The organism is Rahnella sp. BIGb0603, from assembly GCF_024808755.1.
Taxonomy (GTDB): domain Bacteria; phylum Pseudomonadota; class Gammaproteobacteria; order Enterobacterales; family Enterobacteriaceae; genus Rahnella; species Rahnella contaminans.
The window spans coordinates 107,735-129,810 of sequence record NZ_JANUEX010000007.1; the positions used below are offsets into that span (position 1 = coordinate 107,735).

Annotated in this window: 18 protein-coding genes; 8 read left to right on the top strand and 10 right to left on the bottom strand. The window is 53.4% G+C overall.

Going from position 1 to position 22,076, the window contains the following annotated elements:
* Positions 1 to 248: 248 nt before the first annotated feature.
* From M2403_RS18600 to msrP, 9 genes are all read right to left on the bottom strand, one after another.
* Positions 249 to 986, bottom strand: a complete 738-nt coding sequence (locus M2403_RS18600; RefSeq protein ID WP_217154235.1) for a carbonic anhydrase — start codon at positions 984 to 986, stop codon at positions 249 to 251.
* A 148-nt stretch (positions 987 to 1,134) separates the two neighbouring features.
* Positions 1,135 to 2,019, bottom strand: a complete 885-nt coding sequence (prmA, locus tag M2403_RS18605) for a 50S ribosomal protein L11 methyltransferase (RefSeq protein WP_259230473.1) — start codon at positions 2,017 to 2,019, stop codon at positions 1,135 to 1,137.
* A gap of 44 nt (positions 2,020 to 2,063) precedes the next feature.
* Complete coding sequence (panF, locus tag M2403_RS18610) at positions 2,064 to 3,509, bottom strand: sodium/pantothenate symporter (protein ID WP_152327368.1); 1,446 nt, start codon at positions 3,507 to 3,509, stop codon at positions 2,064 to 2,066.
* The gene (locus M2403_RS18615; RefSeq protein WP_104924224.1) at positions 3,499 to 3,747 is read right to left on the bottom strand and encodes a YhdT family protein; all 249 of its coding nucleotides are present in this window, start codon (positions 3,745 to 3,747) and stop codon (positions 3,499 to 3,501) included. Before M2403_RS18615 ends, panF begins: the two co-directional genes overlap by 11 nt.
* Positions 3,748 to 3,822: 75 nt before the next feature.
* Positions 3,823 to 5,172, bottom strand: a complete 1,350-nt coding sequence (gene accC / locus M2403_RS18620; RefSeq protein WP_101074928.1) for an acetyl-CoA carboxylase biotin carboxylase subunit — start codon at positions 5,170 to 5,172, stop codon at positions 3,823 to 3,825.
* Between the two features lie 11 nt (positions 5,173 to 5,183).
* Entirely contained in the window at positions 5,184 to 5,648 is a 465-nt protein-coding gene (gene accB, locus M2403_RS18625; protein WP_104924226.1) for an acetyl-CoA carboxylase biotin carboxyl carrier protein, read from the bottom strand.
* Positions 5,649 to 5,680: 32 nt separating this feature from the next.
* Positions 5,681 to 6,133: a type II 3-dehydroquinate dehydratase gene (gene aroQ, locus M2403_RS18630; protein WP_152327367.1), complete on the bottom strand. Its 453-nt coding sequence runs from the start codon at positions 6,131 to 6,133 to the stop codon at positions 5,681 to 5,683.
* Between the two features lie 241 nt (positions 6,134 to 6,374).
* Positions 6,375 to 6,977: a protein-methionine-sulfoxide reductase heme-binding subunit MsrQ gene (msrQ, locus tag M2403_RS18635; RefSeq protein WP_165061321.1), complete on the bottom strand. Its 603-nt coding sequence runs from the start codon at positions 6,975 to 6,977 to the stop codon at positions 6,375 to 6,377.
* 16 nt (positions 6,978 to 6,993) lie between these two features.
* Positions 6,994 to 7,995, bottom strand: coding sequence for a protein-methionine-sulfoxide reductase catalytic subunit MsrP (gene msrP, locus M2403_RS18640; protein ID WP_217154237.1), 1,002 nt, complete (start codon positions 7,993 to 7,995; stop codon positions 6,994 to 6,996).
* A gap of 397 nt (positions 7,996 to 8,392) precedes the next feature.
* Here msrP and csrD point away from each other — a divergent pair, with 397 nt between their 5' ends.
* The 8 genes from csrD (at position 8,393) to tldD (ending at position 21,046) form a co-directional block, all read left to right on the top strand.
* Positions 8,393 to 10,327, top strand: a complete 1,935-nt coding sequence (csrD, locus tag M2403_RS18645) for an RNase E specificity factor CsrD (RefSeq protein WP_165061326.1) — start codon at positions 8,393 to 8,395, stop codon at positions 10,325 to 10,327.
* 355 nt (positions 10,328 to 10,682) lie between these two features.
* Positions 10,683 to 11,726, top strand: a complete 1,044-nt coding sequence (gene mreB, locus M2403_RS18650) for a rod shape-determining protein MreB (RefSeq protein ID WP_013577291.1) — start codon at positions 10,683 to 10,685, stop codon at positions 11,724 to 11,726.
* A gap of 256 nt (positions 11,727 to 11,982) precedes the next feature.
* Positions 11,983 to 12,990: a rod shape-determining protein MreC gene (mreC, locus tag M2403_RS18655; protein ID WP_259230480.1), complete on the top strand. Its 1,008-nt coding sequence runs from the start codon at positions 11,983 to 11,985 to the stop codon at positions 12,988 to 12,990.
* Entirely contained in the window at positions 12,987 to 13,475 is a 489-nt protein-coding gene (mreD, locus tag M2403_RS18660; protein WP_120508332.1) for a rod shape-determining protein MreD, read from the top strand. Before mreC ends, mreD begins: the two co-directional genes overlap by 4 nt.
* Positions 13,476 to 13,482: 7 nt before the next feature.
* The gene (locus M2403_RS18665; protein WP_152327361.1) at positions 13,483 to 14,076 is read left to right on the top strand and encodes a nucleoside triphosphate pyrophosphatase; all 594 of its coding nucleotides are present in this window, start codon (positions 13,483 to 13,485) and stop codon (positions 14,074 to 14,076) included.
* Positions 14,066 to 15,535 carry a ribonuclease G gene (gene rng, locus M2403_RS18670; protein ID WP_013577287.1) on the top strand — a complete coding sequence of 490 codons (1,470 nt, stop codon included), beginning with the start codon at positions 14,066 to 14,068 and terminating at the stop codon, positions 15,533 to 15,535. The genes M2403_RS18665 and rng overlap by 11 nt, the downstream gene beginning before the upstream one ends.
* A gap of 98 nt (positions 15,536 to 15,633) precedes the next feature.
* Positions 15,634 to 19,461, top strand: coding sequence for an AsmA2 domain-containing protein YhdP (gene yhdP, locus M2403_RS18675; RefSeq protein WP_259230481.1), 3,828 nt, complete (start codon positions 15,634 to 15,636; stop codon positions 19,459 to 19,461).
* Between the two features lie 139 nt (positions 19,462 to 19,600).
* On the top strand, positions 19,601 to 21,046 hold the full coding sequence (tldD, locus tag M2403_RS18680) for a metalloprotease TldD (protein WP_165061332.1): 1,446 nt from the start codon (positions 19,601 to 19,603) through the stop codon (positions 21,044 to 21,046).
* 54 nt (positions 21,047 to 21,100) lie between these two features.
* Here the strand turns inward: tldD and aaeR are convergent, their stop codons facing one another.
* Positions 21,101 to 22,039, bottom strand: coding sequence for an HTH-type transcriptional activator AaeR (aaeR, locus tag M2403_RS18685; protein WP_152327357.1), 939 nt, complete (start codon positions 22,037 to 22,039; stop codon positions 21,101 to 21,103).
* Between the last annotated feature and the right edge of the window lie 37 nt (positions 22,040 to 22,076).

The following is a 22,076-nucleotide window of genomic DNA, read 5'->3' on the forward strand; positions in this document are numbered from 1 at the left end:
ATTGGGTTATGTGACAACGGTCAAATTGTGCGCTTGTGCAAATTCCTGACATCTCTCTGAAACATCCTGTTATATCAGTTGAATCTAAGGGTAGATTTGTCGTTTTAAGCAGCAACTACCACAAAATTCTGTGATGCAGATCGTCTTTTGGTCAGAAAGTGACTTATTTTACGTTCGGATGATTTCTTGTTTTCAGAAAGGTTTCAGGGCGACAAAGGCCGGTTCTGTGGCCCTGATGTTCTGAGGTTTTATTCCGCGACAATCACGCGACCGTGAAGGCTTTGTACGGGGCGGTTATTTGCATGATGAAGAACATGCTGAAATTTCTCTAACTGCTGCTCAGAGAGCGTCAGAGGCTGTTTAATGACCAGCCAGCGAACACCTTCTGTACAAGGTGGCGTAGTCAGCGATCCGCTAAAACGGTAATGCGCCAGATTTTTCGGCAGTAAGCCGGACAGCGCGACGTTGCTTTTCAGAGTTACCGTTTCACCCATTTTTTCCGGCATCTGTTGCCAGATTTTTCCCAGTTCAGGATTGGCGGCACCGGTTTCAAACATCACGGCCACTACGGCAATCTCGCCGTCTGCATCCATGTGTACAAAATGCGCTTCCATCGGGAAGGATTTGCCATTGATGGTGTTTTCGCTCGGCGCATGGAAATGGAATTGCTGAAGCACGAACTTCTCGCCATCGAGGGTAATAAAATCACCTTCCCGGACATTCACCTGCACGCTGTGGCCGTTATTGACTACGTTCACCGGCGGTAAGGTGTAGCTGAGTTCCAGCGGGTGCGGATGCACTTTCATGGCGTCTTTGATATCGACGGGGGACTGCATTTTACCCTGTTCGCAAAGATGAAAATCCGGGCTGAGTTTTGACCAGTTTTGCGGGGCTTCGTCGCCATTGTAAGACCAGTGCGGGGTTCCACTGGCGTAAGCCGAAAATGTCAAAGCGGTCAGCACAACTGACAGTAATGCACGTTTCATGAAATATCCCTTTCATAACATTGAGTAAAAAAAACCGTGCTGATTTTAAGGGTTTTAGCCGGAAGGGAACAGAGTGACAGGAGGGCAGGGAGGATTTTCGGATAAAACTAACCCTTTCTGCAAAACAGAAAGGGTTGTACGGAACAAATCAGGCTTTTTTAACGCCTGTAATACGGCACCATTCTTCTTTCTCAGCAACCGCATCCAGTTCGAACCTATCACGGTAAGCGTCAGCGACGCTTGGCGCCTGGCTGGCCAGAATGCCTGATAATCCCAGATGGCCACCAGCAACCGGCAGCACGCTGATAAGCGGGGCAAGCTCGCGCAGCGGGCCTGCCAGAATGTTTGCGACCACGACGTCGGCTGACAGGTTTTCTGGCTGGTCTTTTGGCAGGTACAGAGACAGACGCTCTGAAACGCCATTACGTTCTGCGTTATCACGGCTGGCTTGGATCGCCTGCGGATCGATGTCGATCCCGACGACGTGTTTAGCGCCTAATTTCAGCGCGGCGATCGCCAGAATGCCGGAACCGCAACCGAAGTCGATCACGGTTTTATCGGTCAGATCCAGACTGTCGAGCCATTGCAGGCACATGGCGGTAGTCGGGTGCGAGCCGGTACCAAATGCCAGACCCGGATCGAGCATGACGTTCACTGCATCCGGATCCGGCACATCGCGCCAGCTCGGGCAAATCCACAGACGCTCGCCAAAACGCATCGGATGGAAGTTGTCCATCCATTCGCGTTCCCAGTCTTTGTCTTCCAGCTGTTCGATTTTATGCACGAAACCTTTGCCCAGCAGCGGTTCGTTTTCCAGCATAGCGACCACTTCTTCCATGTCGGTTTCGGCGTCGTACAGGCCAATTGCGTCGGTATCGCCCCACAGCAGGGTTTCGCCCGGCAGCGGCTCAAATACCGGATTATCGTGTGTATCCTGGAAGGTGACGGACACTGCGCCACTTTCGATAAGTGCGTCACTCAGCGTTTCCGCGTTTTCACCGGTAGTATTAATTTTCAGTTGGATCCAAGGCATAGCCATTCTCTTCTTAGCAATCTGTAAAAATCAGTACCGCCCGCTCAGGACGGCTTCAGTGCGGTTTCGCGCGCCGGGGAGCCAAATCTGTTGCCGATATAAAACGCCAGCAGACTTAGCGAAAGCGACGGCACAATCGGATGCAGACCGGCGATGTGCAGGTCGATACTGGCGAGCAGGGTATAACAAACCGCGCCAACAATCATTGAGCTCAGCGCACCCGTCGCGTTCGCGCGTTCCCAATATAAACCGAGTACGAGCGGCCACAGGAAGACGGCTTCCAGCCCGCCGAAAGCCAGCAAATTCAGCCAGATAATCATTTCAGGCGGGCGCCAGGCGGCCAGCAGAACCAGTAAACCCAGCACAAACGTCGCCCAGCTCGAGAAGCGTTTTAGCTTGCGCTCGTTCGCCAGCTGGTCCGGTTTGATGCCAAGGTATAAGTCTTTAACGATAGTCGCAGATGACTGTAAAAGCTGTGCGTTGATGGTCGACATAATCGCAGCCATCGGTGCGGCAAGGAAAATACCGGCAGCGTAAGGCGGAAGCACCGTAATCATCAGCGTCGGGATCACCTGATCCGGAATCTTCAGATCCGGCAATACTGCGCGCCCGAGTGCACCGGCAAGATGCATACCGAGCATCAGGACCGCGACGACAATCGTACCGAGCACAATCCCGCGATGTACTGCTTTACTGTCTTTGTAGGAAATACAGCGGACGGCGGTATGCGGCAGGCCGATAACGCCAAAACACACCAGTATCCAGAACGATGCCATAAACGGCAGTGAAAGAACGTCATCTCCGCCGTGAACGGAAACAAGTTTCGGGTCAATCTGTTGCAGTTTATCGATGGCAGTATGCAGGCCACCGGCGGCGTGGATCACGGCAAACAGCAGCAAAATGGTGCCCAGCAACATCACCAGCCCTTGCATGGCATCGTTGAGCACGCTGGCGCGGAAGCCGCCAAATGCGGTGTACAACGCGATGCTGATACCAAAAATTAGCAGACCGGTGTCGTAGGGAATTCCGGCGGCGGTTTCCAGCAGGCGGGCGCCGCCGATGAACTGCACGGTCATCGCACCCAGAAACGCCACCAGCAAGCTCAGGCTCGCCAGCCAGACCAGCAAACGGCTCTGGTAGCGCGCAAACAGCATGTCATTGAGCGTAACCGCATTGTAGCGGCGCGCCAGAATCGCGAATTTTTTACCCAGAACGCCCAGCGACAGCCACACGGCTGGCAACTGGATCATCGCCAGTAATACCCATCCGAGGCCAAATTTATAAGCTGCACCGGGGCCGCCGATAAAAGAACTGGCGCTGATATAGGTGGCGGTCAGGGTCATGGCCAGCACAAAGCCACCCATCGAGCGGTTACCGAGGAAATATTCGGTCAGAAAATTGCCCTGCTGGCGGCGGGTATAGGCATATACCGACAGGCCGAAAACCAGCAGCAAATAGGCGATCAACGGCAATAAAACTTCAGTTTGCATCTTGATCCTCCAGCGGAATATCGCGGTAAATCACGCGAACCATCAGCCAGCTTAAAAGAATGAAGACCAGAGGCACCAGCAGACAGGCCATCTCGAACCAGTGCGGCAACCCTGTAATACCCTGTTTATCATCAGGAATATAGGCGGCGAAACACCACGCCAGCAGATAGGCAATCGTCAGCCCAAAGGCCCAGCGGGCTTCGCGGTTAGCTTGCAGAAAACGCTTATCAGTGATCATTTTCCTGTCCCCCCAAAACGTAAAAAAGGCCGGAATATCCGGCCTTGATAAGAGAGTACGCAACGGTACGGTCTTTTATTTTTCCTGCAAACCGAGTTTCTTTTCCAGATAGTGGATATTGGTTCCACCGTGCTGGAAGTTCTCGTCGTCCATGATACGCATTTGCAGTTCAATGTTGGTTTTGATGCCGTCGATGATCAGCTCAGCCAGCGCATTTTTCATGCGGGCAATGGCCACTTCACGGGTTTCGCCGTAAGTGATCAGTTTACCAATCATGGAATCGTAGTACGGAGGCACAGTGTAGCCTGCGTAAATGTGCGATTCCCAACGAACACCGAAGCCGCCTGGTGCATGGAAGCGAGTGATTTTGCCCGGGCTCGGCAGGAAGGTGTTTGGATCTTCCGCGTTAATACGGCATTCCACCGCGTGGCCTTTGACATGCACATCGCTTTGTTTGATTGACAGTGGCTGGCCGGACGCAATGCGCAGCTGCTCTTTAATCAAATCCACACCGGTGATCATCTCGGTAACCGGATGCTCAACCTGAATACGGGTGTTCATTTCGATGAAGAAGAACTCACCGTTTTCGTACAGGAACTCGAAAGTACCCGCACCGCGGTAGCCGATATCCACACAAGCTTTGGAACAACGTTCGCCGATGAAACGACGCAGTTCTTCCGTAATGCCTGGTGCTGGCGCTTCTTCCACCACTTTCTGGTGACGGCGCTGCATGGAGCAGTCACGTTCAGCCAGATAAACGGCGTTGCCCTGACCATCTGCCAGTACCTGAATTTCCACGTGACGTGGGTTTTCCAGGTATTTTTCCATGTAAACCATGTCGTTGTTGAAAGCCGCTTTGGCTTCCGCACGGGTCATGTTGATGGACTGCTCAAGGTCTTTGTCGCTGCGCACAACACGCATACCACGACCACCGCCGCCGCCAGAGGCTTTGATGATGACCGGATAGCCGATGCGTTTTGCGAAGCCACGGTTTAAATCCATGTCGTCGCCCAGCGGGCCGTCAGAGCCTGGTACGCAAGGTACGCCGGCTGCTTTCATCGCGTGGATCGCAGAAACTTTGTCACCCATCAGGCGGATAGTTTCAGCTTTCGGGCCGATGAAGATAAAACCAGAACGTTCAACCTGCTCTGCGAAATCCGCATTTTCGGACAGGAAACCGTAGCCAGGGTGGATAGCCACCGCGCCAGTGATTTCCGCCGCCGCGATGATGGCAGGGATGTTCAGATAGCTTTTTACTGAAGGTGCAGGGCCGATACAGACGGTTTCATCTGCCAGCAGCACGTGTTTCAGGTCGCGGTCAGCGGTGGAGTGCACAGCAACGGTTTTGATGCCCATTTCTTTACAGGCACGCAAAATACGCAGGGCAATCTCGCCGCGGTTCGCGATAACAATTTTATCTACCATGGTACGCCTCGTTATTCGATGACGACCAGCGGCTCGTCGAACTCAACCGGTTGGCCGCTTTCTACCAGGATTGCTTTAACAACACCGGATTTGTCTGCTTCGATTTGGTTCATCATTTTCATCGCTTCAACGATACACAGGGTATCGCCCGCGGTGACTTTCTGACCCACTTCGATGAAGGCTTTCGCGTCAGGGCTTGGCGTGCGGTAGAACGTACCCACCATTGGAGAACGAACGATGTGACCACTGATTGCAGCTGGAGCCGCTTCTACAGGCGCAGCAGCTGGCGCAACCGCAGCAGCCAGACCTGGCTGTGGTTGTGCAGGCATTGCGTAAGCCTGTTGCATCATAGGATAAGCCTGCACAGGTGCAGCACGGCTGATACGAACTGACTCTTCACCTTCAGAAATTTCCAGTTCAGAAATACCTGATTCTTCAACCAGTTCGATCAGTTTTTTAATTTTACGAATATCCATGGGTGTGATTCCGTACTCTTTTTGCGTAGAAATTAGTGGGTTTTTGACAAGCGGTTAACCGCTGCCTGTAATGCAAAGTGGTAGCCATCTGCGCCAAGTCCGCAAATAACGCCCACTGCGATGTCGGAAAGATAGGAATGATGCCGGAACGCTTCACGGGCATGTACATTCGACAGATGGATCTCGATAAACGGAATCGACACCCCCAGTAATGCATCGCGCAGCGCCACGCTGGTATGGGTAAAGGCCGCGGGATTGATCAATATAAAATCGACATTACCGCGTGCCTGATGAATGCGTTCAATCAGGACATGTTCTGCGTTCGATTGCAGATGGCTCAGTGCGACCTCAGCGGCAGCAGCCTGAACTTCCAAACCTTTAACAATATCGTTGAGCGTGGTGTGTCCGTACGTTTCGGGCTCACGGGTGCCTAACAAATTCAGGTTAGGACCGTTAAGTAGCAAAATGTCAAACTTATGCGCCATTGTGAGCCTATCTCCGGCAATTAGACAAAGATTGTAGAAAATACCCTGATGTCACCGATTTGTCACCTATTTCGCGGCAAATCGACCCGACTCTTCGGCATGAGGTCGGGCATTATAATGATATCGTGGCAATTCGCAGCTAAATACTGGTCTTATCAGCGAAGATAATCAACCCTCGTCCTGAGAATGAGGGGGGGATTACCCGAATTATGAGGGGCTGAACACAGAAAAATTCCGGCACTTATCGCAGCCACTGGCGGAATTTTTTATAGCGAAATGCCAGCAAGATGATGGCAAGTGTTGCGTAAATGATCGGTTGTGGCGACAACACTTTCACCGACCAAAGGTAGTGGATCGGCGCAAGAATTGCGATCAGGTAAATAAAGTTATGCAACTTTTGCCAGGATGCGCCCATTTTACGCTGCGCCCACAGTGTTGAGGTGCAGGCCAGTGCCAGCAGCAATATCCAGCAAATAATTCCCAGCGTGAGGTACGGGCGCGAAATCAGTTCGCTACCGAGCAGACGGATATTGCTGATGCCCAGTTCCAGGAACGAATAGCTGAGAAGGTGCAGCGTTCCCCACGCAAAACACCACAAACCCAGTAAACGGCGGGTGCGGATAAGCAGCGGCTGTTTGCCGTAGCGCGCCAGGGGCGTGATCAGCAACGTCACCAGTAAAAATTTCAGAGTCATCCTACCGGTAAAATGCTGAATATCTTTCGCGGGATCGGCGCTGAACCAGCCCTGATCGACGGAAAGCACGAGCCAGAAAAACGGCAAAATGGCAGCAAGCCAGATGATGACTTTCAGCCAGGTGATATTTGCAGGGCGTAAACGACGCATAATAAAGTGGCCTTCCTTAATAGAACTTGCGCAAATCCATACCGTGATACAACGAGGCGACCTGTTCGGCATAACCGTTGAAGAGCAGCGTCGGCTGGCGCTGAACGTCGAGCAATCCGCCTGAACCGATAAACCGTTCCGTGGCCTGCGACCAGCGCGGATGATCAACATGCGGATTCACGTTGGCGTAAAAACCGTATTCATTGTTCGCAATCTGGTTCCAGGTCGTCGGGGGTTCGTCGTGGGTGAATTTGATGCTCACGATCGACTTAATCCCCTTGAAGCCGTATTTCCACGGCACCGTCAGGCGAATGGGCGCACCGTTTTGCGGCGGTAATGCTTTGCCGTAAACGCCGACGGTCAGCATGGTCAGCGGATGCATCGCTTCATCTACACGTAATCCTTCGACATAGGGATAATCCAGCCCGCCGCCGATAAACCGGTCTTTCTGTCCCGGCATATGCGCCGGATCATAAAGGGTGGTGAACGCGACATAGCGCGCATTGCTGGTCGGTTCGGCCAGTTTGAGCAGGGAGCTCAGCGGGAACCCGATCCACGGCACGACCATTGACCAGGCCTCCACGCAGCGCATGCGGTAGATTCGCTCCTCCAGCGGGAAGCGCTTCATGATGTCGTCCATATCGAGTGTGAGCGGTTTAGCCACTTCACCGTCGATTTTTATTGTCCAGGGTGACGTCACCAGTTGCCCGGCATTAGCGGCCGGATCGGCTTTATCCAGCCCGAATTCGTAGAAGTTGTTGTAGCCTTCCACTTTATCTTCCGGGGTAAGTGTGAGTGAATTCTGATAGGCGGCGGGTTTGGTGAAATCCAGTGGTTTTCCCGCGGGCGCGGCCGGGCGGTCATGGCCTTTGAACCAGGAAAGAATATCTGCCTGCGCACTGGCCGGGATCGCCAGTGCGGCAGCGCTGATCCCCAGCGCCTGCAAAACTTTACGACGATCCTGAAAGATATCCTCGGGGGTGACATCAGCTTCCGTCAGCTTGCGAAATTTGGACATTGCCGTCTCCGGTATTCATCTTATTAATGTTTTTATCGTTATGTAGACAGCATGGCGTGAAACACAGGGTTTTGCGAGACAGGCAAATAAAATAGCGATTTTTAATCCCCCGTTTTGGCGCATTTCTCCTGACACCATAAGAATTCTAAATTGATTAACTTTTGAGTTGCTATGCTATGAATGTATGTAAATGCAACTTTCCCGGGTACAAAATGGTCAGATATTGTCGAATATCAGACCCTGCGCCCGCCAATGCCCGTAACATTCCTTCATGCCTGTTTGGTAAATTTCTCCTGCCGGCGGGTTTTTCTGTTTTATAGTAGCGGCGTTTTTTTCGTAGCAGGCTCAGAGAATACGGGCGCTGTTTCCACCTCACCGTAGCGAGTAAGGCACAGGGATGCGATTTACTACCAGACTATCGGCACTGATTTCGATGTTAGTTGCGCTGGCAATGTTGTTAATGTTGCTTGGCGTGACGTTTAGTTTTATCTACCTCAACAAGCAAAGTACCGAACAGCATTTACAGGCGCTGGCGACCACTTATGATCAGTCGTTACTGACTCATACTCCGGCGGAAGCCGAGCGCTGGCTGCCGCAGGCGATGCGCATGCTTGACGTCACCGATATCGAGGTAAAGCTCGATAACTCCACGGTCTATGAATATCACGAGCGCCCGGATTTGCACCGTTCGTGGGACAGCGTTATGCCAGAATATGACACGGTAGTTATCCCCCTGATGCAAAACCACGCAATGTCGCTGCGTGTTTCTTATATTGATCCCGTCAGCAGCTATATCCGCTCCATGCGTTCAACGCTCGCAATCAGCCTGGCTATCGTGGTCATGCTTGCGATGTTAATGCTGAGTTTCCGCTGGTTACGTAATGAAACCGAAGGTGTGGAAAAACTGGAAGACCGCGCCGTCAGGATTTTGCGCGGTGAACGGGAAGGGCTGGCTGGCACTGTCGGGGAATGGCCGCATTCTGCCAGCAGCGCTATCGATCTCCTGTTAACCGATCTTAATGAAGCGCGCGAACAGCGCAGCCGCGTCGATACGCTGATCCGCGCGTACGCCCAGCGGGATGCGCAAACCGGGCTCAGCAACCGGCTGTTTTTCGACAATCAGCTGGCGACGCAGCTCGAAGAAGCGGGCGCGCATGGCGTACTGATGCTGCTGCGGCTGCCCGATTTTGACATGATGCGCGAAATCCACGGGCAGACGGTGGTTGAAGAATTACGGTCGGCGATGGTGAACCTGTTATCGACTTTCGTGATGCGTCATGTCGATGCGCTGCTGGCGCGCTACTTCCACAGCGATTTTGCTGTGCTCCTTCCGCACCGTACGCTGAAAGATGCCGAAGTGATGGCCGCGCAGTTAATTAACGCGCTGGGCGTGCTGCCGACGTCTTCTCTGATCGACCGGGACGCCCTGATGCACATCGGGATCACCGCGTACCGTTTCGGCCAGACGCCGGATCAGGCTATGGATATGGCCGAACAGGCAACGCGCCACGCGGCCTTCCAGGGCAGCAACAGCTGGTTTATCTACGATAAAAACGTGCCGGAAAAAGGGCGTGGCAGCGTCCGCTGGCGCACCTTGCTGGAAAACACTCTGGCGCGCGGCGGTCCGCGTTTGTACCAGAAACCGGCGTTTGGCAGAGACGGAAAACTCGATCACCGCGAGATTCAGCGGCGCGTCTTTGATGGCGAACAGGAACTGCTGGCGGCCGAGTTTATTCCTCTTGTCGTGCAATTCGGGCTGTCTCAGAGCTTTGATCGGGTGATGTTAAGTCAGATTATTCCGTTACTTAACCGCTGGCCGGACGAAACGTTAGCATTTCACCTGACGGTTGATTCATTATTGCAGCGCTCATTTGTTCGCTGGCTGCGCGATACGCTGCTTCAGTGTGAAAGAAAAAAACGAAACCGAATTTTGATTGAACTTGCTGAGGCAGATCTCTGTCAACATACCGACCGGCTGCGCCCTGCGATCCGTTTATTGCAAGGTTTGGGCTGTCGGCTGGCGGTTTCACAGGCCGGTCTGACGGTAGTCAGCACGTCGTATCTGAAAACTTTTCCGGTGGAAAGGGTTAAGCTTCACCCCGGACTGGTGCGTGATATTGATAAAAGGGTGGAGAATCAGCTCTTTGTTCAAAGTCTGCTCAGCGCATGTGAAGGGACTCAGGCGCTGGTTTTTGCAGCCGGCATAAGGACAAAAGAAGAGTGGAACACCTTGCAGAAAAGCGGTATCCACGGCGGCCAGGGGGATTTTTTTGCCGGACCACAGCCTGTTGAACCGGTCGGTAAAAAATATTCACACAACCGCGATGTTTAAGTGACCGTTATTGGTTTATTTAACGTAGAATGAGCCAGCTTTTAACCGACACCCTTACCTGGCATCCGGTGCACGCTTTATGGCCGCAGGTGGACGGAATATGTGGGTGAAAGTGTAAGAATTTATGTGCGGTGTTGCTACTTCGCCTGGGTGCCTGCCCGAGGTAAACCGAGCCTGCGATACAGAATTATTTCGCAGTGCCATCAGCCTCAAAAAGTAACAACCAGTGAATGGCGACATCGCGGACAATTTTCACGGAAGCAGGACGTTTTTGCGCCTTGTCGCTGCTTCGCGTGGTTGGTAAAGTAGGCGGATTTTATTTTCCGCCCCCAGCTTGCAGGATTATCCTTTCGTTATGTTTAAGAAATTTCGTGGCATGTTTTCCAACGACTTGTCCATCGACCTGGGTACCGCCAATACCCTTATCTATGTAAAAGGACAAGGCATCGTGCTGAATGAGCCATCTGTTGTGGCTATTCGTCAGGATCGTGCTGGTTCACCTAAAAGCGTTGCTGCTGTAGGTCACGACGCAAAACAGATGCTGGGTCGTACCCCTGGCAATATCGCGGCTATTCGTCCGATGAAAGATGGCGTTATCGCTGACTTCTTCGTGACTGAAAAAATGCTGCAACACTTCATCAAGCAAGTTCATAGCAACAGCTTCATGCGCCCAAGCCCTCGCGTGCTGGTGTGTGTGCCTGTCGGCGCAACTCAGGTTGAACGCCGCGCTATCCGTGAATCTGCACAAGGTGCAGGCGCGCGTGAAGTGTTCCTGATTGAAGAACCGATGGCTGCGGCAATCGGTGCAGGTCTGCCAGTTTCAGAAGCTACCGGTTCTATGGTTGTGGATATCGGTGGTGGTACAACGGAAGTTGCCGTGATTTCCCTGAACGGCGTCGTGTACTCTTCTTCTGTCCGTATCGGCGGCGACCGCTTCGATGAAGCCATCATCAATTACGTTCGTCGTAATTATGGTTCACTGATCGGCGAAGCCACGGCAGAACGCATCAAGCACAGCATCGGTTCTGCGTATCCGGGCGATGAAGTGCATGAAATTGAAGTGCGTGGCCGTAACCTGGCTGAAGGTGTTCCTCGTGGTTTCACGCTGAACTCCAATGAAATCCTGGAAGCGTTGCAAGAGCCGCTGACCGGTATTGTTAGCGCTGTGATGGTTGCACTGGAACAGTGCCCGCCAGAACTGGCTTCCGATATTTCTGAGCGCGGCATGGTGCTGACCGGCGGTGGCGCATTACTGCGTAACCTCGATCGCCTTCTGATGGAAGAAACCGGTATTCCGGTGGTTGTCGCAGAAGATCCACTGACTTGCGTAGCGCGCGGCGGTGGTAAAGCACTGGAAATGATCGACATGCACGGCGGCGACTTATTCAGCGAAGAGTAATCTCAGCGAAGACTTGTTTTTTTTGACAAGACCCGTTGCAAGCAGAAATAGTCTGCCCGGGAAGGTGGTTGTCCGTCAGGTAAAACCTGCAACGTGAAGTGTGCAGTGTTCAATGTGGATCCGCGCAAACACTGTCTGAGCTTAATTGTTCAGGCGGTGTTTTTGGCTATCCCATGAGATTGCCGCCTTTTCTGTCAGATGAAACACCGACTTCGACTGGCTGAAACCTTCTGTTGCCGAGGAACTCGCATATTTTATGAAGCCAATTTTTAGCAGGGGGCCTTCCCTGCAACTGCGACTTTTTTTGGCTATTCTTACGGCCATTGTCCTGATTGTTGCCGACAGTAAGATAGGTACGTTTGTTAAAATCCGCACCTATATGGATACTGCCGTAAGTCCCTTCTATTTCCTATCTAACGCCCCGCGTGAATTTTTAGATCAGGTTTCCTCGACTTTTGCGACACGTGGCCAGCTTGAATTGGAAAACCGCGCACTGCGTCAGGAATTGCTGTTGAAAAACAGCGATCTGATGTTGCTTGGTCAGTACAAACAAGAAAACGCCCGTTTGCGTGAATTGCTGGGTTCACCACTGCGTCAGGACGAGCACAAGATGGTGACGCAGGTACTTTCCACCAGTAATGATCCTTACAGCGATCAGGTTGTCATCGATAAAGGCAGCAACAACGGCGTTTACATCGGGCAGCCGGTGATCAGCGATAAAGGTGTAGTCGGCCAGGTTGTGGCCGTTGCCGCCCTGACCAGCCGCGTATTGCTGATCTGTGATGCGTCGCATGCATTACCGATTCAGGTGTTGCGTAACGATATCCGCGTGATTGCGGCGGGTAGCGGTTGTGCTGACGATTTGCAACTCGAGCATCTTCCAAGCAATACCGATATTCGTGTCGGCGATGTGCTGGTGACTTCCGGGTTGGGCGGGCGTTTCCCTGAAGGTTATCCTGTGGGCGTGGTGTCTTCTGTCAAAGTGGATAACCAGCGCGCGTACACCGTGATTCAGGCTCGTCCTACAGCCGGTCTGCAACGTCTGCGCTATCTTCTGTTGTTGTGGGGTTCTGACCGGAATGGCGAACATCCGCTTGCGCCGGACGAAGTGCATCGTGTTGCCAATGAGCGTCTGATGCAAATGATGCCACAGGTTCTGCCGCCGCCGGGTGATATGGGGCCTCCGGCACCTGTTCCCGCTCCTGCCACAGGCACGGTGAAGGCGCCTGTCAGCGCTCCGCCTGCACAGGGAGCCACACAATGAACAGTTACCGGAGCCACGGACGTTGGATTATTTGGCTATCCTTCCTGATAGCCATGTTGCTGCAAGTGATGCCGTGGCCTGAGCAGATTTACATGTTCAGGCCCTCATGGCTGATGCTGATCCTGATTTATTGGGTGATGGCCTTGCCGCACCGCGTCAATGTGGGTACCGGTTTTGTTGTCGGCTTCATCATGGACTTGATCCTCGGTTCAACGCTGGGGATCAGGGCGCTGGCATTTGCGATTACCGCTTATCTGGTCGCCTTTAAATTCCAGTTATTCCGTAATCTGGCACTCTGGCAGCAGGCGCTGATTGTCATGGTGCTTTCACTGGCCGTGGACGTCATGGTGTTCTGGGGGGAATTCCTGGTCGTTAACGTTTCGTTCCGGCCGGAAGTTTTCTGGAGCAGTGTGGTTGACGGTATTCTGTGGCCATGGCTGTTCCTGCTGATGCGAAAAATTCGTCGTCAGTTTGCCGTGCAATGAGGATGTTATGACTGCACTTTATCTGGCCTCCGGCTCTCCGCGTCGCCGTGAATTACTGACTTTGCTGGAACTGCCTTTCGAGCGTCTGTCGACAGATGTGGCAGAAGAACGTCAGCCCGGAGAAGCGCCGCAGGACTATGTTTTACGCCTGGCGAAAGACAAGGCGCAGGCCGGTGTGGCGGTGGCATCAGAAGATTTGCCGGTACTGGGCGCAGATACGATTGTGGTACTTGACGGTAAAGTGTTGGAAAAGCCACGTGACGAAGCGCAAGCCGCTGTTATGCTTAAGGCATTGTCCGGAAAACAGCATCAGGTGATGACCGCCATCGCCTTTGCGGATCGTCGGGATTGCCTCTGTACGCTGGTTGTGACCGATGTCACCTTCCGTTCACTATCCTCCGACGACATTGCACATTATATTCTGAGCGGTGAGCCCATGGATAAAGCGGGCGCTTATGGTATTCAGGGAAAGGGCGGTTGTTTCGTCCGTGAAATTCGCGGCAGTTACTATGCAGTTGTGGGTCTTCCTCTGGTGGAAACTCAGGAACTGCTAAATGAATTTTCTGCCTTACGCGAGCTTAGGAGTAAACATGACAGCTGAATTACTGGTCAATGTCACCCCGTCTGAAACCCGCGTGGCCTACATTGACGGTGGCATTCTGCAGGAAATCCATATTGAGCGTGAGACCAAACGCGGGATTGCCGGCAACATTTATAAAGGACGTATCAGCCGTGTATTGCCTGGGATGCAGGCAGCATTTGTAGATATCGGCCTTGAAAAAGCAGCGTTTTTGCACGCTTCAGACATCATGCCTCACACCGAATGTGTGGCGCGCGATGAGCAGAAAAATTTCCATGTGCGCGATATCGCAGAGCTGGTGCATCAGGGCCAGGATCTGATGGTTCAGGTGGTGAAAGATCCGCTGGGTACCAAAGGCGCGCGCCTGACGACCGACATTACTTTGCCATCCCGTTATCTGGTATTTATGCCGGGAGCGTCTCACGTTGGTGTCTCCCAGCGCATCGAAAGCGAAGCAGAACGTGACCGCCTCAAACGCATCGTTTCAGAATATTGTGACGAACACGGCGGCTATATTATTCGTACCGCGGCCGAAGGCGTGGGTGAAGAAGAGCTTAAGCAGGATGCTGCGTATTTAAAACGCCTGTGGACCAAAGTCATGGAACGCAAGCGTCGTAACAAAACCAAGTGCAAGCTGTATGGCGAACTGGCGCTGGCGCACCGCGTGCTGCGTGATTTTGCCGGCGAAGCGCTGGACAGGATCCGCGTTGACTCCCGTCTGACCTATGAATTACTGGTGGAATTCACCAGCGAATACATGCCGGAAATGACCAGCAAGCTGGAGCATTACAGCGGCAAACAGCCAATTTTCGATCTGTTTGATGTGGAAAATGAAATCCAGCGTGCGCTCGAGCGCAAGGTTGAGCTGAAATCGGGTGGCTATCTGATCATCGATCAGACCGAAGCCATGACCACCGTGGACATCAACACCGGTGCGTTTGTCGGCCATCGTAATCTGGAAGACACCATCTTCAACACCAACACCGAAGCAACACAGGCTATCGCCCGGCAGCTCCGGTTACGTAATCTCGGTGGCATTATCATCATCGACTTCATTGATATGTCGAATGAAGATCACCGGCGTCGTGTGTTGCACAGCCTCGAGCAGGCATTATCCAAAGACCGCGTCAAAACCGGTATCCACGGTTTCTCCGCGCTCGGTCTGGTGGAAATGACCCGCAAACGTACCCGTGAAAGCGTGGAGCACGTATTGTGCAGCGATTGCCCGACCTGTCACGCGCGTGGCACGGTGAAAACGGTCGAAACAGTGTGCTATGAAATTCTGCGTGAAATCGTGCGCGTGCATCACGCCTACGATTCTGACCGTTTCCTGGTTTACGCTTCTGCGGCCGTGGGGGAGGCGCTGAAAGGCGAAGAATCACATGCGCTGGCCGAAGTGGAAATCTTCGTCGGTAAACAGGTCAAAGTGCAGATTGAACCGCTCTACAGTCAGGAGCAGTTTGACGTGGTGATGATGTGATTTGATGGCCGCAAGCCAGCAACATCGAGAAGTTAAAGGTTTCCATTGCCGTCTGTACGGGTGAAAACCCGTATGGAATGGGAAACAAGGAGAGAAGTTTGAGGCGACTGCCCGGTATTTTATTAACGACCAGCGCAACCCTTGTCGTGATAGTGGCTTTGGTGATCAGTGGCTTGCGTCTGGCATTGCCTCAGCTCACCCGCTTTCAGACACAACTGGTCAGCAAAGTAGAATCCGCTACGGGCGTGCCGATCGAGTTGTCGCAAATCAGCGCCAGCTGGCAAACTTTTGGCCCTGTCATGGAAATCCGTGGTCTGCATGTGACCCTGCCGGATTCTGACTGGCAGGTTCAGCGCATCACGATGGCGCTCGACGTCTGGCAATCCCTTCTCCATTTCCGCTGGCAGTTCCGCGATCTCACTTTCTATAATTTGCAGCTGGATCTCAACAGCACGCTGGGCGGCGATACCAATAAAGGGAATGGCATTCAGCCAAATCGCATCAGCGACATCTTTCTCAGGCAGGTCGATCATTTCGATTTGCGTAACAGCCGTATTTCTTTTCTGACGCCTTCCGGCCCGCGCGCTGAATTCGATATTCCGCAACTGACCTGGCTGAACACGCACAACCGTCACCGGGCCGAAGGGCAGCTGAGTTTATCCAGCTTCAACGGGCAGCACGGCATTGTCCAGGTGCGTATGGATCTCAACGATACCGACGGTCTGCTCAATAACGGCAAAATCTATTTGCAGGCCGACGATATTGATATGAAGCCGTGGTTCAGCCGCTGGCTGCGCAGCAATACCGGTTTAGAAAACGCCAATTTCAGCCTTGCGGCCTGGCTGACGGTGCGTAACGGCGATATTTACGCGGGCGATGCGCTGTTGAAAAACGGCTCGGCGACCTGGAAAACGGGCGCGGATGAACACCGTCTGGATGTTGATAACCTGGCCCTGCACGGCAGCCGTCAGGGTGATGGCTGGCAGGTTGGTACACAACAGCTGAACCTGAAAACTGACGGCATAGAGTGGCCGAAAGGGCGTCTCGAAGCGCTGTACCTGCCTGAAAATAATGATTTCCTCGGGCCCACGCAGGGCGAAGAATTACGTATCCGCGGTACAAATCTGCAACTCGAACGTTTAGGGCCGATTATTCCGACTTTTTCCTTCCTGACACCGTCGCTGCTGGAGCGCTGGCAGGATCTGAAACCGGCAGGGAATGTCGATCGCCTCGCGCTGGATATCCCGCTTAAACAGCCGGATCAGACCCGTTTTGATGCCAGCTGGAATGATGTCAGCTGGCAGCGCTGGGAACTTCTGCCCGGTATTAACCACTTTAAAGGCAGCGTGAAAGGCAGCATGTCGGGCGGGCAACTGACCGTTAATTTACAGGACAGCCTTCTGCCATATGGTGAAATGTTCCGCGCGCCGCTGGACGTGAGTGTGGCAACCGGTACGTTCAACTGGACCAGCGGCAAAGACGGCTGGGCGCTGTCGGGCAAAGACGTGGATGTCAAAGCCAACGCGCTGTGGGCGAAAGGTGATTTCAGCTACAAGCAACCCGCTGAAGGTGAGCCGTGGCTGAACATTCTGGCCGGTATCCGCCTGTATGATGCGGGCCAGGCCTGGCGCTATTTCCCTGAACCGCTGATGGGCAAACATCTGGTGGATTATCTGAGTGGCGCGATTCAGGCCGGGCAGGTGGATAACGCGACTCTGACCTTTAACGGCAATCCGCATCATTTCCCGTTTAAAAAGAACGAAGGGCAGTTTCAGGTTTGGGTTCCGCTGCGCCATTCGACCTTCCAGTTCCAGCCGGAATGGCCTGCGCTGACCGATCTGGATATCGACCTCGACTTCCTGAATGACGGCCTGTTTATGAAAGCCGCGCACACCAAACTGGGCAATGTCGATGGCAACAACGTCGTGGCAAATATTCCGGATTATCTGAAAGAAAAACTTTTCATCGATTCCGACCTGCGCGGGCAGGGTAAAGATATCGGCGATTACTTCATGGATACGCCACTTCACGACACGCTGGGTTCTGCATTGCAGGAGCTCCAGATTGGTGGCGAAGTAAATGGTCGCTTACATCTGGACATTCCGCTGGACGGGGAACTGGTGCGCGCATCCGGTGGCGTAACGCTTAACGATAACAGCCTGTTTATCAAACCGCTGGACAGCAAAATCAGCCATCTCAGCGGCCAGTTCAGCTACGACAACGGCAATCTTCAAAGCAATCAGTTAACCGGTAACTGGTTCGGGCAACCGATCAACGTGATGTTCAGCACGCAGGAACTGCCGGACGATTTCAAAGTGCAGGTTGGTCTGGATGCTAACTGGCAGCTGTCAAAAATTCCAGGCATGCCTGCCGCGGCGGCCAGCAAAATTTCCGGCGGTACGCCGTGGAAAGGCAACGTCAATATCACCCTTCCGCATAAAGGTACGCCGACGTATACCGTAGACGTGAATGCTGACCTGAAAGATGTAAGCAGTCACTTACCTGATCCGCTGAACAAAAAGCCGGGTCATTCGATGCCGCTGGTGGTGAACGTCAAAGGCGATTTGCACAGCTTTAATCTGGAAGGTGTGCTGGCGGGTAAAAACCATTTCAACAGCCGCTGGTTGCTGGGCAAACAGCTGAAACTGGACCGCGCCTCGTGGCAGGAAAACACCAAAAAAACGCCGCCATTGCCGGATGACAGCAGCCTGACGCTGCATCTGCCACCGCTGGATGGTGAAAACTGGCTTGGCCTGTTGTCGCCGGACAAAGCGACGCAAAGCGCCAGTACTAAACTGTCCGGATTCAGCTTCCCGCACCAGATTATCCTGACCACACCGACGCTGACGCTGGGCGGGCAGGTCTGGAATGACCTGAAGATTCAGTCGGTTCAGAGCCATCAGGGCATGGAAGTGACTGCCAAAGGTAAAGAAATCGACGGCACGCTGAACATGAATGACAACGGTCCGTGGCTGGTGAATCTGCATTATCTGTATTTCAACCCGCAGTGGACCGTGGACGACGTGGCCAGCAGCGGCCAGCCTGGCGGGAACCCGTTTGCCTCGAGTAAGATTTCTTTCGCGAACTGGCCTGCATTGCAGCTCCGGTGTGAAGCGTGCTGGTTCCTCGGGCAGAACTTCCGCAAGGTGAATGCTGACCTGACGCCGCAGGGCAAATTGCTGATGCTGCGTAACGGCCTGATTGATACCGGTGTGGCAAAACTGGATGTGCAGGGCGACTGGAAGCAGGACGAACAGGGTGAAAATACCGGCCTGAAAGGGAAACTGTCGGGCAAAAATATCGAACAGGCGATGTCCTTCTTTGGCGTGACTACGCCACTTAAAGATGCGCCGTTTAATGTGAACTTCGATCTCCACTGGAAATCGGTGCCGTGGAAGCCGGATATCAGCACGCTGAACGGCACGCTGAAAAACGAGCTGGGCAAAGGCGAAATTGCTGATATTGGTGGCGGTCGCGCCGGACAGTTGCTTCGTCTGGTGAGCTTCGACGCGCTGCTGCGTAAGTTGCGTCTGGATTTCAGCGACACCTTTGGTCAGGGATTCTATTTTGATTCCATCAAATCCACCGCGTGGATTAAAGATGGCACGCTGCACACCGATGACCTGCTGGTTGACGGGCTGGCAGCGGATATCGCCATTACCGGTAAAGTGAATTTCGTAAACCAGCAGCTCGATTTAGAAGCGGTGATTGCGCCGGAAATTTCAGCCACCGTGGGCGTGGCGACGGCATTCGTGATTAACCCGGTGGTCGGCGTGGCTGTTTTTGCGGCCAGTAAAGTGCTGGCACCGCTGTGGAATAAAATCTCGCTGATCCGCTACCAGATTAGCGGGACGATTGCTGAACCGCATATCAATGAAATTTTGCGTAAACCTGCTGTCCCGCCAAAAGAGGCCACCGCGCAGTAACGTTTCCGAGACGGCGCAGGAAAGCTCGTTCGGGCTGTGTTAGGCTGTTAATAACGTTGTAACAATGGATTGTCCGGCAGGCTGACTGATTACCGCAGAGCCAGCACTGCCGGATTTTCGTCTAAAAGAGAGTGAATCTATGAGTCTGGCCTTAGTCAGTGAGCAGTTACTAACTGCCAATAATCTGAGTCATCAGGATCTGTTTTCCGTTTTGGGCCAGTTGTCAGAACGTCGCCTTGATTATGCCGATCTCTTTTTCCAGTCCAGTTTCCACGAAGCCTGGGTTATTGAAGACAGTATCATCAAAGACGGTTCTTACAATATCGACCAGGGCGTCGGTGTCCGTGCGGTCAGCGGTGAAAAAACCGGTTTTGCTTATGCCGATCAGATCACACTGAACGCGCTCAATCAAAGCGCGACGGCGGCGCGAAGCATCGTCCGCGAGCAGGGCAATGGCAAAGCGCATACGCTGGGCGAAATTGCTTACAAATCCCTTTATACGCCACTGGATCCGCTGCAAAGCCTGCCGCGTGAAGCGAAAATTGAGCTTCTGCACCGTGTCGATAAAATTGCCCGCGCTGCCGATAAACGCGTTCAGGAAGTCAGCGCCAGCATTACCGGCGTCTACGAAACCGTACTGGTCGCCGCAACCGATGGCACGCTGGCGGCGGATATCCGTCCGCTGGTGCGCTTGTCTGTCAGCGTGCTGGTCGAGCAGGATGGTCGTCGCGAGCGTGGCTCAAGCGGCGGCGGTGGCCGCGTCGGTTATGATTATTTCCTCGAAACCGTCAATGGTGAAGTGCGCGCAGAAGCCTTCGCCCGTGACGCCGTGCGTATGGCGTTGCTGAACCTGACCGCCGTTGCGGCACCTGCGGGCGGCATGCCTGTGGTACTCGGCGCGGGCTGGCCGGGCGTGCTGTTGCACGAAGCGGTCGGGCATGGCCTCGAAGGCGATTTCAACCGTCGCGGAACGTCAGTCTTCAGTGGCCAGATGGGTAAACTCGTGGCTTCTGAGCTGTGCACGGTTGTTGATGACGGCACAATGCCAGGCCTGCGCGGCTCGCTGGCGATTGACGATGAAGGCGTGCCGGGGCAATACAACGTGCTTATCGAAAACGGCGTGCTGAAAGGCTACATGCAGGACAAACTGAACGCGCGTCTGATGGGCGTTGCGCCAACCGGTAATGGCCGTCGCGAATCCTATGCGCACCTGCCAATGCCGCGTATGACCAATACCTACATGCTGGCCGGGAAATCAACGCCGGAAGATATTATCAGCAGCGTGGAATACGGCTTGTATGCACCGAATTTCGGCGGCGGTCAGGTCGACATTACCTCCGGCAAATTCGTGTTCTCCACCTCTGAAGCCTATCTGATTGAAAAAGGCCGCATCACCAAACCGGTGAAAGGCGCCACGCTGATTGGCTCCGGGATCGAAGCGATGCAGCAGATTTCCATGGTGGGTAACGATCTGGCCATCGATAAAGGCGTGGGCGTGTGCGGTAAAGAAGGTCAGAGCCTTCCGGTCGGCGTCGGTCAGCCAACCCTGAAGCTGGATAATCTGACGGTGGGCGGTACGGCGTAACCTCAGGTTTTTCAGCGATTAGCCTCCCTTTGCGGGAGGCTATTTATTTCCTGCCTAATTCCACTGCGTCACTTTCTTACCCTGCCGGTAACCCTGATACACCTTACTCACCCGTTTGAAATAATCCGTCAGATAATCAATGCAGACCTGCACTTTCAGCGGGAGTTTGTCTTTTTCCGTGTACAGCGCGTACACCGGGCGCGGATCGGACTGGTAGCTTCTGAATAAAATTTCTACTTCGCCGGCATTAATTTCCTCAATCACCCACATCAGCGGGACATACGCAATGCCAACACCCGCTTTCAGCCAGCGGATCATGGTCTGTGAATCGTTGGTGACGAAACGCCCTTGTGGCGTGATGCGCGTCGAAATGCCTTCCGGTGCGATCAGCTCAAATTCACTGTCGGGACGCACGCTGTATTCCAGCCACGAGAAATTCACCATATCGGCAGGTTTTTCCGGCGTACCGTGCTGCGCCAGATAGCTGCGTGCCGCACACACCACCATCGGCATGGACCCTAATCGGGTGCAAAACAGGCTGGAATCTTGCAACGCACCGACACGGATGACGACATCCAGCCCGTCGGCGATTAAATCGGGCGCGGGAATGCCGGTGACCAGATTCACCGTCAGGCCGGGATATTCGCCGAGCATTTCGGCGGTCATGGCAGCAAGAACATTTTGTGCCATTGTCGATGAGCTGCCGATGCGCAAAGTGCCGGTCGGCGTGTTATTGAAGGCATACAACTGTTCATGCACTTCACGCACGTCATGCAGCATTTTCCGGCATCCCTGATAGTAAAGCTTCCCGGCTTCTGTCAGGCCGATACTGCGGGTGCTGCGGTTTAGTAATTTGATTTGTAAGTCATTTTCCAGCTTTGAAATGGTCTGGCTGATGGCGGAAACGCTCATGTCGAGGCGTCGTGCGGCGGCGGTAAAAGAACCGCTTTCCACGACCTGAGCGAATATCGACATGCGTTTTAATCGATCCATTGTTAACTCTGGCTTAAAAGTGATTTAGATCACAGAA